Origin of the sequence: Sphingobacterium faecale (assembly GCF_016746095.1) — a bacterium.
GTDB lineage: Bacteria > Bacteroidota > Bacteroidia > Sphingobacteriales > Sphingobacteriaceae > Sphingobacterium > Sphingobacterium faecale.
Genome location: NZ_JAERTY010000002.1, coordinates 589,644 through 605,972, shown reverse-complemented (window position 1 = coordinate 605,972; position 16,329 = coordinate 589,644). Strand labels below are relative to the sequence as shown.

The 16,329-nt window shown below is 38.5% G+C and carries 14 protein-coding genes; 4 read left to right on the top strand and 10 right to left on the bottom strand.

The genetic code is table 11. From position 1 onward, the window contains the following. The first annotated feature begins 9 nt into the window (after window positions 1-9). The 4 genes from JKG61_RS05490 to JKG61_RS05475 all read left to right on the top strand — a co-directional run bounded on the left by JKG61_RS05490 (window position 10) and on the right by JKG61_RS05475 (window position 5,961). Window positions 10-1,203 carry a hypothetical protein gene (locus JKG61_RS05490; protein ID WP_202101966.1) on the top strand — a complete coding sequence of 398 codons (1,194 nt, stop codon included), beginning with the start codon at window positions 10-12 and terminating at the stop codon, window positions 1,201-1,203. A gap of 66 nt (window positions 1,204-1,269) precedes the next feature. Continuing rightward, window positions 1,270-3,456 (top strand): peptidase domain-containing ABC transporter, encoded by a 2,187-nt coding sequence (locus JKG61_RS05485; RefSeq protein WP_262896189.1) that lies wholly within the window; start codon window positions 1,270-1,272, stop codon window positions 3,454-3,456. A 4-nt stretch (window positions 3,457-3,460) separates the two neighbouring features. After that, a complete protein-coding gene (locus tag JKG61_RS05480; protein WP_202101965.1) occupies window positions 3,461-4,738 on the top strand; it encodes an HlyD family secretion protein in 1,278 nt (425 codons plus the stop codon). A gap of 116 nt (window positions 4,739-4,854) precedes the next feature. Next, window positions 4,855-5,961, top strand: a complete 1,107-nt coding sequence (locus JKG61_RS05475) for a TlpA family protein disulfide reductase (RefSeq protein ID WP_202101964.1) — start codon at window positions 4,855-4,857, stop codon at window positions 5,959-5,961. 614 nt (window positions 5,962-6,575) lie between these two features. Here the strand turns inward: JKG61_RS05475 and JKG61_RS05470 are convergent. The 10 genes from JKG61_RS05470 to ettA all read right to left on the bottom strand — a co-directional run bounded on the left by JKG61_RS05470 (window position 6,576) and on the right by ettA (window position 16,163). Next, a complete protein-coding gene (locus JKG61_RS05470) occupies window positions 6,576-6,749 on the bottom strand; it encodes a hypothetical protein (protein WP_202101963.1) in 174 nt (57 codons plus the stop codon). A gap of 127 nt (window positions 6,750-6,876) precedes the next feature. Continuing rightward, window positions 6,877-6,984, bottom strand: coding sequence for a DUF6934 family protein (locus tag JKG61_RS23255; protein ID WP_394371070.1), 108 nt, complete (start codon window positions 6,982-6,984; stop codon window positions 6,877-6,879). Window positions 6,985-7,180: 196 nt separating this feature from the next. Next, on the bottom strand, window positions 7,181-7,423 hold the full coding sequence (locus JKG61_RS05465; protein ID WP_202101962.1) for an AAA family ATPase: 243 nt from the start codon (window positions 7,421-7,423) through the stop codon (window positions 7,181-7,183). 252 nt (window positions 7,424-7,675) lie between these two features. After that, a complete protein-coding gene (gene ccoS / locus JKG61_RS05460; RefSeq protein ID WP_202101961.1) occupies window positions 7,676-7,852 on the bottom strand; it encodes a cbb3-type cytochrome oxidase assembly protein CcoS in 177 nt (58 codons plus the stop codon). A gap of 10 nt (window positions 7,853-7,862) precedes the next feature. Further along, window positions 7,863-10,256, bottom strand: a complete 2,394-nt coding sequence (locus JKG61_RS05455; protein WP_202101960.1) for a heavy metal translocating P-type ATPase — start codon at window positions 10,254-10,256, stop codon at window positions 7,863-7,865. A 6-nt stretch (window positions 10,257-10,262) separates the two neighbouring features. Further along, window positions 10,263-11,621, bottom strand: coding sequence for an oxygen-independent coproporphyrinogen III oxidase (gene hemN / locus JKG61_RS05450; protein ID WP_202101959.1), 1,359 nt, complete (start codon window positions 11,619-11,621; stop codon window positions 10,263-10,265). Between the two features lie 5 nt (window positions 11,622-11,626). Then, a complete protein-coding gene (locus JKG61_RS05445) occupies window positions 11,627-12,055 on the bottom strand; it encodes a Rossmann-fold NAD(P)-binding domain-containing protein (protein WP_202101958.1) in 429 nt (142 codons plus the stop codon). Between the two features lie 153 nt (window positions 12,056-12,208). Next, on the bottom strand, window positions 12,209-13,270 hold the full coding sequence (locus JKG61_RS05440; RefSeq protein WP_202101957.1) for a response regulator: 1,062 nt from the start codon (window positions 13,268-13,270) through the stop codon (window positions 12,209-12,211). A gap of 18 nt (window positions 13,271-13,288) precedes the next feature. Next, window positions 13,289-14,479 carry a PAS domain-containing sensor histidine kinase gene (locus JKG61_RS05435; RefSeq protein ID WP_202101956.1) on the bottom strand — a complete coding sequence of 397 codons (1,191 nt, stop codon included), beginning with the start codon at window positions 14,477-14,479 and terminating at the stop codon, window positions 13,289-13,291. Between the two features lies 1 nt (window position 14,480). Continuing rightward, window positions 14,481-16,163: an energy-dependent translational throttle protein EttA gene (gene ettA, locus JKG61_RS05430; protein ID WP_202101955.1), complete on the bottom strand. Its 1,683-nt coding sequence runs from the start codon at window positions 16,161-16,163 to the stop codon at window positions 14,481-14,483. Window positions 16,164-16,329: the final 166 nt, after the last annotated feature.

Here is a 16,329-nt window from a genome sequence, read left to right as displayed (position 1 = left end):
CTATGAAAGATGAGAAATAGAAAAGTTTTGGTGATGTCCCTCGCTATAATATCCATCGTGCTGATATACAGCAGTTATAGCACAGTTGGAAACACATTTGATTGGTTACGAATTATAAACTACTTATTATGGCAATTTGGACTAGTTTCAACAATTTATTATACCAAAAAAGAATTGCTTAATTATGCAGATACACTGTCGTCAAACGTAAAGAGTCGTCAATTTTATTTTTATGCTCAAAACAGACATTTTCTCGGCTTAAAAGTAGGCGATATTTTGAGTATTCTACCAATGTCCTTCCTGCTCACTTCGTTTGTTGCCTTTTCGATTATAAACATAGGGCCAGAGTTTAGGAATTACTATGTAGTTTTTGAATTAGTTATTGTGACCATAATTTTGCTTCTTGGGTTGTTTATGCTTGTGAAACTGCCGCTAAAATCGATAGAAAGAAGCATAATTCCCATCTTTTTGTTTTCGACTTCACTTTTTTTTATTGCACCGTTAAATTTTAGTCAGGAAAAAATAAACATGTTCAAGTTTTTTCTTTTTTCAAGTGGCTTTGCATTTCTAAATTTCTTGTTTTATCAAATTTGTTTATCAGCTATCGCTTTTTTAAAAAGACATGTTAATTACGAAAAAGTATTTCAAAATATCATTACCACCAAAAATTCATCGGACGCCGTACTAGGAGTGATTAATTCCCAAAAACCTATTCAAATATTAAACAAGAATAATTGTTTCCTGATAGGGAATACGGACACCAATATTAATATCACAATCGTCTTAAATATTTTCTGTAAAAAGTCGGCGAAATGCTTAGAAGACACACATGATTTAATGTTAAAAAACAAAGAGAAAGTTAATCTTCGAATTTTATTTAATTTCCACATCTACAGGGATGATTATCAGCGTAACTTAATTAGATCATTACTACATAACTATAGTTTGGGAGCAGATGTGGTAAAGATACTCAATGCATGTTATAAAAATCCTAAAGAATATACTAAATATGAAATAGAAGGAAAAAATATCGAAGTAGATTTTTATGATCATATAATTGAAAAGCAAGTTAAATGGTGTCAAAGCGCTAAGATTGTAGAGTGCCCAATAACATTTTTAAATGGTCATAAAATTCCATCAAGATATAAAATAGAGGATTTTCTAGAAGCATTGGAAACACCTTTGTACACAGGATACTGTTAAGTAAGGTAATTATACAGATTTGAAATAACTTAATAAATCAATTGTTTTTAAAAAAAATCCAAAATTTTGCTAGAACGCTTTCCCCATTATAAACAGATGGACATGATGGACTGCGGTGCTACCTGCCTGCGCATGGTATTCAAATACTATGGACAGCAGGTATCCATCCATAAAATCCGTAAGCTATGCCAGACAACAAAGAATGGAGTAAACCTCCTTGGTATATCCGAGTCGGCAGAAAAACTTGGGTTTCGTACCTATGGCGTGCGGCTAAGTCTCGAACAGCTTAACCAGATTGAACTCCCCGCGATACTCCACTGGAACCAGAACCACTTTGTGGTGCTTTATAAAATACGTAAAGGCAAATACTATATCTCCGACCCAGCATCCGGTCTTGTGACCTATGGTGAAAAAGAATTTGCCAAAAACTGGTTCTCCACCAAAGAGCTTCACCAAGGACTATCCTTATTACTAAGTCCCGGCCCCGATTTCTACCAGATTGACGAAGAAGAGCCCAACCTCAAACTGGGTTGGAGCAAAATGTTTACTTATTTCTATAAATACAGGAAGCTCTTTATACAGCTGATATTGGGTATGGTATTAGGGACCTTATTGTCTTTAATAGCGCCCTTCCTCACCCAGTCGGTAGTCGATATCGGTATCAACACCAAGAATATCAGTTTTATCAACCTGATCCTGATCGCACAGTTGATGCTGTTCATTGGCAGTACAGCGGTAACCTTCATCCGCTCCTGGATCATGCTGCATATCAGTACGCGGGTCAATATATCCATTCTGACCGACCTACTGATCAAAATCATGAAACTGCCCATGAGCTTCTTTGACCTCAAGACGCATGGGGATATCATGCAACGCATGTCCGATCAGCAGCGGATAGAATCCTTCCTAACAGGAAGCACGCTCAATACGCTATTCTCGTTGGTCAATATGCTGATATTTGGATCGCTGCTGATCGTTTACAACGGAACTATCTTTATGGTATTCCTCATATCCACCGCACTCTATACGTTATGGATATTGGCCTTTATGAAGTATAGGAGAGAACTGGATCACAAACGCTTTAAGATCGCATCAGAAAACCAGACTTATATGATAGAGATGATACAGAGCATACAGGATATCAAGCTCAACAATGCGCAGAAGCAGAAGCGCTGGGGATGGGAGGCTTTGCAGGCCAGACTGTTCAAGTTCAGAGTAGAAAGCCTGACTCTTTCCCAATACCAATCAGTAGGTTCCATGGCCATCAACCAGGCTAAGGGAATACTGATCACCTACATCTCGGCCAAAGCGGTCATCGATGGTAATGTCACGCTTGGTGGGATGATGGCCATACAGTATATCGTCGGGATGGTATCTAATCCCGTTAGCGCTCTGCTCGGATTTATGCAGTCTTACCAGGATGCTAAGATCAGTTTGGAACGGCTTAATGAAATATACGAAACAGAAGAGGAAGAAGATATCCGAAAAGATTATCTGACTAAATTGCCAGAGGATAGAACCATTGAACTACGTAATCTGACTTTCCGCTATTACGGAGCAGGTAATGAACCTATTTTCTCCAAACTCAATCTCACTTTCCCTTCGGGCCGCACTACTGCCGTAGTTGGTGCCAGTGGTAGCGGTAAAACAACTATCCTAAAACTACTACTTCGCTATTATAATCCTGAAGAGGGAGAGATACTGGTCGGGGGTAAACGGTTGGATCAGATTGATTTCGGTCTGTGGCGTGATAGCTGTGGATCGGTGATGCAGGAAAACTTTGTCTATGCGGATACGATCGAGCGCAATATCGCCATCAACGATGAATTTCCAGAAGAGCAAAAAGTCCAGAATGCCATCCACATCGCTAATATGGAAGAGTTTGTCGCGGAAGAACCCTTTGGACTGGCCACCAAAATCGGGACGGCAGGTAAAGGGATAAGCCAGGGGCAACGCCAGCGTCTGATGATCGCGCGGGCGGTATATAAGGATCCGGCATTTATCTTCCTAGATGAGGCGACCAACTCCCTCGATGCCAACAATGAAAGGGAAATCGTCGAAAAACTAGACCGCTTTTTTGACAAACGAACGGTAATTGTAGTCGCACATCGACTCAGTACGGTACGTAATGCAGACAATATCATCGTACTAGAAAAAGGAGAAGTGGCCGAACAGGGTACACACCAAGAGTTGACAGCGAAAAAAGGAAAATATTACGAACTCGTAAAGAATCAACTGGAACTAGGAAACTAAGAGCATGGCTAAGAAAACTTATATTGGCGAAGATATACACTCGGAAGATCTGCAGGAAATCATTGCGAAACCACCATCCTGGCTTTTGCGCCGAGGTATCTCTTTTGTACTGTTGACCATACTGATGATCATAAGCCTTTCGGTATTCATACGCTATCCGGAGATGGTACCGGTCTCTATGAAATTCAATACTAGTAATGCTCCCAAGGCCCTAGTCAGCAAGGTCAACGGAAACCTGGTCGGTATACTAGTAAAAGAAGGACAATGGATCGAGAAAGGAACGGATGTCGCTTATCTGGAAAGCATAGCTGACCACAAGCAGGTCATCGATATACTGGAACGTCTACGCAAGATAAGGAACGAAGGGTTCACCGTAAGGGATCTGGAAAACCTGGTCTCTCCTACCGAACTCGACCTTGGGGAGCTACAGAGCAGCTATCAGAACTTCTACCTCTCCTACCTGAACTATAAAGCGGTAAACCGGGATGGTATATTTCAGAAAAGAAAGAACTTCATCCAGAATGAAGTGCAGTATGTCAATGACCAGAACAGCCGTATAAAGCAGACCTATGATCTTCAGAAAAAAGAACTAAAGCTCGCCGAAGCAGAATATGACAAGTACAGGCTACTGGCCGAGAAGAAAATCATAAGCCCATTGGAGCTACAGCAGAAGGAAGCTATTCTCCTAGCCAAGAGACAGGCTATACCGCAAATGGAAAATACACTGATTGGCAACCAGAGTAGTCTACTGGCTAAAGACAAAGAGCTATCCGAAATCAATAACCAGATGATGGAAGAAGAAAAAAAGTTCTTTCAGTCGCTGAACACGTTTATATCCGATGCCGAGAACTGGAAAAAACAATATGTGATCAATACGCAGTCTGATGGCTATCTGGTCTATGGTGACTTTCTACAGGAAAATCAATTGGTCAAAACAGGGGATATCCTATTCTATATCAACGCGGGTAAGGATGATTATTATGGCGAGGTCCTGCTACCCCAAACAGCTTCGTCTAGAGTCAAAAAGGAACAGGAAGTATTGATTAAGGTACGCAGCTATCCCTATCGAGAATATGGCTATCTAAAAGGTAAGGTGGATTATATATCAGACATTCCGGTCAAGGACAGCTTATTCTTTTCCAAGGTCACTCTCCTACGCACAGATCAGGATTCGGTCATCAAGCTAAAACCTGGAATAATGGCCGATGCTGAAATCATAACGGAGGATCAGTCTATATTCAAAAGGATATGGCTCAATCTAACTAAATCACTTAAGTTTTAGACAATATCACAACGCTGGTTGTCACATCAGCATTAGATTAAAGGATTTTACAAACAAAATAAGCGTGTAGATACAACAGAATTTCGCTCCTAGGTACTGAACTAAGTAATGTAATTATGACCATAAGAAAATACCTCCAACTCCTTTTGTGCTTTTTAAGCTTCAATAGTGTTGCGCAAAGCCAAGAAAAGCCAACATTAGACATTGGTGATCCGGCTCCACCACTGCAAGTAAGAGAATGGATTAAGGGCGAACCTATTCAACAAATGGAAAGAGGGCACATCTATGTTGTAGAGTTCTGGGCGACTTGGTGTAAACCTTGTATCGAAGCTATGCCACACCTTTCTAAATTGGCTGCTAAATATAAAGACAAGGTCTCTATCATCGGCGTGGATGTCTATGAAAAAGAGAGTACTTCGGCAGGCAAGATTAAAGCCTTTGTAGATAGTATGGGTGGGCGTATGGATTATCATGTTGCCATTGACGACAGTAACCACATGGAAGAAGAATGGATCGTCGCCTTCGATGAGAAAAAAAATGGAATTCCTAGAACGTTTGTCGTGAATGCAGAGGGACAAATGGCGTGGATAGGTCACCCCAAAGACTTGGATTCCGTATTACAGAAAATAGTCAATAATGACTGGAATATTAGCAGAAGCAAAATAAAACGAAACGAGGAAGCACATTTCCAGAAACTACAAAAGGAGACTATTTACTTTTTAAATCAATACATGAATGAGCCAAATTTATTGCTTTCCAAAGTAAACAGTTTATTAGAAAAAGAACCAAGATTGAAACGCTCTCCATATATCCCGGTTTACGTGTTTTCTGCTCTACTTAAAACTGATCAAAAACAGGCTTATGAGTACGCGAAAAGCATCCTGACAGAACCGGATAGGGATCATGCTAATATCAGTTATTTGTTTATAGGTGCCATCCAATTCCACGCAGAAACATCGAGTTTACTACCAGAGATCTACGCTATAGGCGCAGAAGCCTACGAAAAATATAAGGATGCAGACAATGCCAAAATATCAAATCTCTCCAAGTACTATAATGATATGGCTAGCTGGTACTGGCTGGCCAACAATAAACCCAAGGCTATAGAAACGCAACAAAAATCCATCGAAGCATTGAAAAACCAAAAGGAATATTCTACATCAGAATTAGCTACACGTGAATCTCAATTGAAAGAGTATAAAGAGAAAGAAATAGGAAAATAAGACCATAGAATTTTAAGCACTATTTGTAAAACCTTTTTTGGCACAGAAATGCTAAGGCTCATCAATTTTTTGTCATACTTTTAAATTTACTCGTAATAGACATAACAAGTTAGATGATCATTGGTAATTAAAACTTTGAAAAATACACTACTTGAATCCTAATGAATTTATTCGTGTGACCGCATCTACCTACGAAAATGAACCTCTAAAAAGTTACAGTTATACCTACAAATGGAAGTAAGGTGCCAATATAACTACTCTTACAACACCGCTCACTGAGCAAGTGCTAGCAGAGATACCCCCAGTGACATAAGATTTATCAATTTAAATTGTCAATAAAACAGTCCGCCACCTAATCTTATTCATCTCTTAAACTATCAACAGGATTAGCATGAGCAGCTTTGATCGATTGATAAGCCAAAGCAACCACAGTAGCGCAAAAACAGCTATACAATGAAAACATAAGATTGGCTCAGGCTTTTCATCCCCTACTAAATCAATTTGAAGTAGTACTACGGAATTCCATTCATCGCGTATTGACCATTCATTTTAATGATGGTAATTGGATACCACAAAATAGAGACAAGGAATTTTAGGAGGAACCTAATACTAAATTACATTGAGCGGCTTTTTAATTTTTGGATCAGATCCCCAGGAAAGCCCTTCTCTTCTAAAAATGCTTTAGAATTGTTGGATTTTTTGACAAAAAACGGATCATTACCATAATCCTTTACATTTGATTTTTTAACTTTGACAGTAGTCGATTTATTATACTTACGATTGTCCATATCAATATCTCCTATATGCAATATATAACATAATTATTTCACCCGAATTGCCATAAAAGCTTCATAATTAACATGTTTTTCAAACTTACGCCACTCATGTAGCGAGTAACCATATATTTCTAGCTTTTCACTTAAATCTAACCACTTTTTTTATTGATCCATTCGGACCTCTGCTCTCAAACTCGAAGTCTAAAAAACTATCATTAGTTTTAAATTGGTAGTGTGGTAAACTCATATTTCCCTGATACATTTAATGGGTTCAGCTCTTACTACAGTACAAGCTTTACATTATATTTCAAAATATCTATACGTGGATGATTCATTTACAGTGTCGCCTCAATAATTTAGTCACAATTATTAAAAACTGGTTACTAAGCAAATATAGCAATACATACATATATTAACTAAAATAATTAGCAACCATGATCTTTCTATGGTAAAAAACTCAATCCGCTCCGCTCTGAGGAGAACAAATGAGAATTAGATCCTGTAAGATACACATCTACTTTAAAATCGGCTAAAAAAGAATTGACGGCTTTTTCCCATTCTTTTACTTCTTGTATCTCGTCCAGAAGCAGGTAATATTTCAGCGACTCTTTAAGTCGGTCCTTGACATGTTGATACCAGTCAAAATCTTCACCTGTGGTTTGTCTATAAAGGTTTTTTTTGCACAATATGCCTTTATCATTCTCTAAATCTCCTTCGCACGGATTAGTATTCGGTCATCAAGCTGAAACCGGGGTTAATGGCCGATGCGGAAATCGTTACCGAAGATTAGTCTATATTTAAAAGGATAAGGCTCAACTTAAAAAAGTCGCTTAAGTTTTAAGATACATTAAAATGGTCATAATATCAATCCTAACCGAAAACGCACCGATATAAAAAGTAATAGTTTTTGGTATACGCGTAAAACAGTATGTATACGGTTATCGCTTCTTTTCTTCCATTTCGTTATCAGCTTTCACCTCATCATCAAAAAGAATACGTACAGAGGGGGTATACGTATCATCATTTTGTCCCGTCTTATTCGCCCAGAAGAAAGCGCATAAAAAAAACAATGCTATCAAAACACTGCATCCGATTAAGAAAAAAATGATGGACATAGTTTCAAATTTAAATAAGTTTTCTCTTTTTCCCGTACCATCTTGTCATAAGGCTGGTAAAAGATATAATAGTAACCGTACTTATAGGCATTAATATAGCTGCAAAAAGTGGCGACATCGTCCCCTGAACAGCAAAGCTTATTCCTACTATATTATATAATAGCGAAATTACAAAACTCATTTTAATAACCTTGACCGCATCTTTACTAAAGGCAAAAAAACTTGGTAGCTTTTCAAATGATACGCCATCTAAAATAGCGTCACATCCCGGTGAAAAATTATTTATATCATCAGATACCGCTATACCAAGATCGGCTTTTCGTAAAGCTCCAGCGTCATTCAAGCCATCTCCCAACATACAGACATGCTGTCCTTCTCCCTGCCAAGCATCGATCTTTAATAATTTATCATTAGGATCCTGATTAAACAAAAGAATAGCACTTGGTGGAAAAATAATACGTAAGGCATCAGCCCGTCTTTCGTTATCTCCGGATATTAGATGCAAGTTGTAATCAGGCTTCAATTGTCCAATAACCTCAGCCAATCCATGCCTCCAAGACTGCTCTAATGTAAAAACTCCCTTCACAAGGTCATTGATTACCACATAGACAACCGATCCTTCTGAATCAGTGTGTTTGGAATTTGTAAATAACGCGCTTCCTATCTTAATATCATAATCTAAATAAGAAGCAGACTGCCCTTTACCAACGACCTCTTCATAGTCATTTATTGACAACACACGACGCCCGCCCAGCCATTTGATAATTTCACGACTCAAGGGGTGATTTGAGTTTCTACATACAGCGTAGACCAAATCTTTCTCCAGTTCGGTCAAACTTCCTTCAAAAAACATAGTAGACGCACTTGGAGATGAAATTGTACCTGTTTTATCAAATACAATAGTATCAATCGCAGCCATCTGCTCTATGGCTGAAGTATTTTTGATATACATTTTATTTTTATCAAAAATACTCAGCGCTGCACTCAATGTAAACGGTGAGCTTAGTGCCAAAGCACATGGACATGCGATGATAAGCACCGCAGTAAATGCAGCCCATGCCCGATCTGGAGAGCTCCCAATTATCCAGAACAATGCTGCCAATAAAGCTATGGACACCAATCCAACTGTAAAGTATTTACTTATGACACCTACAAATGTTTCAAACTTCCGTTCATACGACTTCAGGCTTTCATTATTCCATAATTTGGTAAGATAACTCTGAGAAACGGCTTTCACGACTTCCAATTCAATGGCCCCTCCAGTTTGCCTACCGCCAGCATAGACTACTTCGCCCAAAGTTTTCTCAACAGGCTTACTCTCACCTGTCACAAAACTAAAATCGACCAAGGCCTCTCCCTTTAATAGGATAGCATCTGCAGGAATAATCTCGTTATTACGGACTAGGATCCGCTGTCCGATCTTAAGATCGGCAATCTGCATGGGCCTCTCCTGCTCTTCCTCTAACAATGTTACGGCGACAGGAAAATAAGACCTATAGTCTCTTTCAAAAGAAATATGGTAATATGTTCTTTCCTGTACCCATTTACCTATCAGTATAAAAAACACAAGACTACATAATGTATCAATAAAACCTGCTCCAGTCTGCGTCAAAATCTCCAAGGCAGAACGAAAAAAAAGCACAAAAATACCTAATGCCAATGGCACATCCAGATTCAATCGTCTCTGTTTGAGACTATACCATGCGGAGCGGAAATAATCGGAAGCACTATACAGTAAAACAGGAAGACCAAATGCTAAGTTCATGTACCCGAAGAAAGCTGCATATTCACGTTCAAATTCGGCCATCCCAAAATACTCCGGAAAACTAATCATCATAGAATTACCAAAACAGAACCCGGCCACTGTAATCTTTCCGATTAATCCACTTTGATTTATTTTTTTTCCTTCTTTGATGACATCCTGTAGCGTGATTTTAGGATCATAACCAATATTATGAAGTAACTGCACCAGTTCCTTAAGCGATATTTCTTGTCTATTAAAGGTGATGCTAGCTTGCTTTTTCATGAAATCTACTTTAGAAGACTTCACCGAAGGATTCAGCTTAAACAAATTTTCTAATAACCAGATACACGAGCTACAATGAATAGCAGGCACATAAAAAGTAATAACAGAAATATTGTCATCCTGGTAATCGACTAATTTGGCGACGATGTTAGGCTCATCGAGATATTCCAAATCCTCTTTCTGATTTTTTTGAGATTTACCCGGATGACTATTATACCTGTAATAGCTTTGTAGATTATTTTCATTTAAAATCTGATAAACGGTCTGACAGCCTAGACAACAAAATTGGTGGTCATTCAATACATAGGGAGTTTGCTCTACAGCATCCCCACAGTGGTAACACTTTGTTTTAGTAATCAAACTGATATGCTCTGCCATATACTATTAAATCGCTTGACTAAATAAATTATCTCTTTCTTTTGTCTTTTGCAACCTTTCGTCAAAAGCCATACATACATTTCTCAGAAAAGACTTCCCTGTCTCTGATATATTTATTTCATTTCCTTCGACCCTAATTAAATCATCATCTACTAAAGATACTAATCTCTCGATAATCTTGCTATCTATTTCACTTCCTTTTAAAACCACTCTTCCTCTACACATCATATCCAATATGTATTCCCGTACTATAAGATCTTCTTCGTTTAACAAATGACCTTTAAAAACAGGCAACTCTCCTGCTTGAATTTTAGCATGGTATTCTTCAACCGTTTTGACATTTTGTGCGAATGCAGTCCAAGCATCACTAATAGATGAAACCCCCAACCCAATCATCAATGGTGTGTATCGATCTGCATACCCCATGAAATTACGATGCAAGGTTCCATTTTGAGCTGCCAGGAAAAGAGCATCCTCGATCTTCGCAAAGTGATCCATGCCGACATCCCTATAGCCAGCCTCTTGAATCATTGTCTTACCCAACTTATATAAAGCCAATTTTTCCTCGCCTTCGGGCAAATCATGCTCCGTAAACTTTCTTTGCCCGGGTTTTATCCATGGTACATGCGCATAACTATAGAAAGATATACGGTCCGGTGACATCTTCAACGATATGTCTACCGTCTTCCGGACAGAATCCTTTGTCTGCAGAGGCAACCCGTAAATCAAATCGAAATTAATGGATTCATAGCCGATAGCTCGGGCCTGGTCCATAATGTGTTCAACGTCCTCAATAGTTTGATGCCTGTTGATAATAGCCTGAACTTTATCATCAAAATCTTGGATACCTAAACTTAACCTTTTAAACCCTAAATCATACAAGGTTACTAAATGTTCTTCTGTCGTATTTGCAGGATGCGCTTCAAAGGAAAAAGACGCATCAGCAGTTTTTTCGTTTCCCTCAAGAATCCCCCCTATAAGACGTTGCAAATTCTGAGGCGTAAAGAATGTGGGAGTACCACCGCCTAAATGTATTTCACTAATTTTGAGTTTCTCCTCATTCAATAAGGCTGTATACATCTGCCATTCGGCAAGCAATGAAGTGATATAAGGATCTTCGACTTTATGATTCTTAGTAATACGCGTATTACATCCACAATAGGTACATAAACTTTCGCAATAGGGAAGATGAATATATAGACTGATACCTCTATCTTTCGAACTTTGATACCTCTCTTTTACCCGAAACTTCCAATCAGCTTGTGTAAACTTCTCATTTTCCCAAAATGGAACCGTTGGGTAACTCGTATACCGAGGTGCCGCTACGTTATATTTTGAAATCAGTACATTCGGATCCGCTTGCATAGTTATTATGTATTTAAAAGGTGTTTTTTATTTTCACAGTCAAAAGAGCAATGACATGCATTTCCCAAACATTGATTATTACCCCAGTTATTAAGGTTTAAAATCGTTTGAAACGCTATACTTTCAGCGGATTGATCTTTCGAGGGAGTATTGGCTATATGCATCTTTAAGGTCGATGCATAATGTATATCAATATGATTCAGAGTGGTTGAACGAGTTATTATTTTCTTAACCCCGATCTGCCACAATGCATCTAACAGCTCTCTGTCAAGTTGATCATCATCGGAAATAATAATAACCTCTTTACCCTTGGCGTAATGAATCGTACTAAAATTAAGGCCATTTGAGATCAACGTAAGGTCGTGCACCTTAGCATTAGCTTTGGCCAGTAACTCTTTTTCAAATTCCTTGATATTATAAGCGACAACTCTCATAGACGTGACAATGTACATTGCTCCATTTACCGTATAATAATCCAAATCTAACAGTAGTTCTGCACATTACGAGTGTAGCTGGTCAGACAAATAAATGATTCTTATCACTTATTTATAAAAAAGAACAGCGGCTATCTGTTCTAATAGCCGCTGTTACTGTTTTATTTTTTTCAACTCTTTTATCGAGAGTATCCGAATCGCTGTTTTTTCCTTGGTAATTATCCCTTCTTCTTTAAGCTCTGCCAATATTCTACTTATTGTCTCGTTTGCAGTACCAGCAAATGCAGCGAGGTCTTCTCTAGATATCCGAATCAATACTTCATCGTCATCTTTATTCTCTCTACTCTTCACCGCTATCTGAATCAATGCACTAGCCACCCGCTTACGTACTGTATCATAAGCAAAGCCGAGCATTTGTTCTTCTTTTTCTTTGATATCTCCTGACAACATCCGGATGAACTTACTAGCAATTCCAGGCTTCCGATAAATCAATTCAAAAAAGCTATCGCGAGTAATCATTGCTATTTCTGAATCTTCTAACGAGGCAGTACTCTCTGTATAATTTTCGTTCATTAAAATAGACTCGTAACCAAAAAAATGTCCATCTCCATGAATATCTGTAGATAATTCTCTCCCATCCTGATAATTTAGAAAACTCCTCACTTTGCCTTTTACCACATAGTATATGTATAATGGAGAGTCGTCTGTACCGTATATCAGTTGTTTCTTTTTGAACGTTTTAACGCGGGCCTCCTTGACTAAGCTTTCTAAAAGATAATTCTGTTCTTCTTCTTCTAGCTTTAAAAACTTTCCATTTCCTGCCGCTAAATCAAGACTATCTTTTTTTCTCAGCCGACTTTCAATGGCATTCAATAGCTCTATATCATCAAATGGTTTAACAATATAATCATCAGCTCCCATTTCCATCGCCTTACGCATGTCTACGCGTTCCGATTTAGCAGTTATGAAAATAAAAGGAATATGCATCGTAGTATCCTGTTTTCCCAACATATAAAGCACCCCGTATCCGTCCAGCTCAGGCATCATAATATCACAAAGAATCAAATCAGGATGATGTTTAGTTGCCAACTCCACCCCGACCATTCCATTCTCTGCAGTAATAACATCATACTCTCCGGTAAGTTCCAATATTTCAGCGCTTCCCTCTCTAATTTCTAAATTATCTTCAATAATTAAAATCGTCCTTTTCTTCATTTATATTTTGCTTTTAGCTTAGCGATTGAATACCATCCGAAATAATGCTCCTTGATTAATCGCAGACCAATATTCTAATTTTCCATCCATAAGGCTAACATATCTCCTCACTATATTGAGTCCCAATCCCGTCCCAGGAATACTTCCTGTATTATGCGCCCTAAAGAAAGGCTCAAATAGGTTTTTCTGATCCTCAACAGGGATACCTATACCATTATCCTTAACCACAATCGTACATGTCTCGTCTGTAATCTCGGTCGAAAATTCAATAAAGGTATCCTCTCCTGAATATTTAATAGCATTAGATATCAGATTTATAATACTATTTTTTAACAAATGAGAATCTAGGTCGAATTCAGCCTGTGCTCCTGTGTGCTGGTATACTATATGCTGATTTTTCTTACAAATGAGTTGCATTTCTCCAGATATTTCTTCACCTAAATGCACCAAATTTATATGCTGTTTATTAACCACTACAACACCCGCTTCTAATTTTTCCAAAGACAGAAAATCATTGAGAATATTATTTAGCAACTGCACCGAGCCCTTTATTCTATTGGTATGCTTTACAACAGATTCAAAATCGGGTCTTTCGATATACTTTTCTATGAGCGAAGCTGAAAGCTGCACCGAACTGAGAGGAGTTCTAAATTCGTGAGAAGCCATCGACACAAATCTAGACTTCAATTGATTCAGTTCCTTTTCTTTTTCCAAGGAATTACTTACATCAGCCTTAGCCTTTTCCAACTCCGAAACCAAAGAGATCAAGTCCTTCGTCCGATGCCGAACCACCTCTTCCAGTTCCAAGGTATGTTTCAGCAGCTCATCTTCTGCCTTCTTCTCTTTTGTTAGATCATGAACAAAACCGGTAAAAATACTTTTGTCTTTGTAAAAAACCTCACTTACAGCCAATCGGAAAGGAAAGGTTGTACCGTCTTTTTTCTTACCCCGCACTTCACGGCCAATCCCAATTATCTTTTTCCTACCGGTCTCTTTATAATTAGAAATATAACTATCATGTCTACTCTGGTCAGGCTCGGGCATCAACATCGAAATATTATTACCGATCACCTCCTGCGCCGCATAACCAAATAAAGTCAGCGCTGCAGGGTTGATAGACTCCACTAAACCTTTATTATCAATGGTAATAATGCCATCTATCGCTGTATCGATAATCGCCTCCAATAACCTTGCGGACTCTAAGCTCATACTATTTCACTAGTTTTTTGTATTTAATGCGTTTCGGTGCAACATCTCCCAAACGTTTCTTCCTATTCTCCTCATATTCGGAATAGTTACCCTCATAGAAGTATACTTGTGAATCTCCTTCAAAGGCCAATATGTGTGTACAAATACGGTCTAAGAACCACCTATCGTGTGATATTACAACAGCACAGCCTCCAAAGTTTTCCAACCCCTCTTCCAAAGCTCTCAATGTATTCACATCAATATCGTTGGTCGGCTCATCCAGCAATAATACGTTAGACGCTTTCTTCAAAGTGATAGCCAAGTGTACACGGTTGCGTTCACCTCCAGATAATACGCCAACTTTTTTCTGTTGATCAGCGCCGTTGAAATTAAATTTGGAAACATAAGCCCTAGAATTTGTAGGCCTATTGCCGAGTATAATATTGTCATTGCCTTCGGTAATGTTTTCCCACACCGATTTTTCGGGGTCTAAATCATTATGCAATTGATCCACATAGCCTAGGACAACTGTTTCACCAACTTTAAAAGTCCCCGTATCTGGAGCCTCTTGCCCTGTTATCAAGCGGAATAAAGTAGTCTTTCCTGCACCATTCGGTCCTATAATCCCTACAATTCCGGCAGGAGGTAACGAAAAACTAAGATTTTCAAACAAAATACGATCCCCATAAGCTTTTGAAATATTATCTGCTTCGATAACAACATTACCTAAACGGGGACCAGGAGGAATGAAAAGCTCTAACTTTTCTTCTCTTTCCTTCGTTTCTTCCGAGGCGAGCTTATCATAATTGTGCAAACGAGCTTTTGATTTAGCGTGTCTTGCTTTTGGAGCCATACGTACCCATTCCAATTCACGTTCTAGTGTTTTTTGTCGCTTGGACTCCTGTTTTTCCTCTTGTGCAAGTCGTTTGGCTTTTTGATCAAGCCATGATGAATAATTCCCTTTCCAAGGAATTCCCTCTCCACGATCAAGTTCTAAGATCCAACCAGCAACATTATCCAAGAAATACCTATCGTGGGTCACAGCTATTACTGTACCTTTATAATGTTGGAGATGCTGTTCTAACCAATCAATGGATTCTGCATCCAAGTGGTTGGTCGGTTCATCAAGCAACAACACATCAGGTTCTTGTAATAATAAACGACAAAGTGCAACTCTACGTCTCTCTCCTCCTGACAAATTGACAATCTTAGTATCAGGTTCTGGACAACGCAAAGCATCCATCGCACGTTCCAATTTAGAATCCAGTTCCCAAGCGTTCGTTGCGTCGATTTTATCCTGCAATTCGCCCTGTCTAACTAAAAGTTTGTCCATCTCGTCTGGATTTTCATAAACCTCAGGCAGACCAAAGCGCTCATTGATATCTTCGTATTCTTTAAGAATAGCTGTAATTTCTGCTACTCCCTCTTCAACAACTTCTTTTACCGTTTTATCCAAGTCTAGCTCAGGCTCCTGCGCTAAATATCCAACGGAGTACCCCGGAGAGAAGACCACCTCTCCTTGATAGGATTTATCTAATCCAGCAATAATTTTTAAGAGTGAAGACTTACCAGACCCATTTAACCCTATTACACCAATCTTGGCGCCGTAGAAAAATGAAAGATAAATATTCTTTAAAACCTGCTTTTGCGGAGGATATATTTTATTTACCCCAGCCATTGAAAAAATTATTTTCTCGTCAGACATATTTTTTTGACCTAAACTTTTATATTAATTTTTATATCTTCCAAAGATACCAAATTCGACCTTAATAGTGAAACTCTGTAGCTAAGCACACCATCTGTACGTTATAATAATTGCGAATAGAACCTGCCATTTTGACTACATTATCATATGGCTTGATTGTTGATAA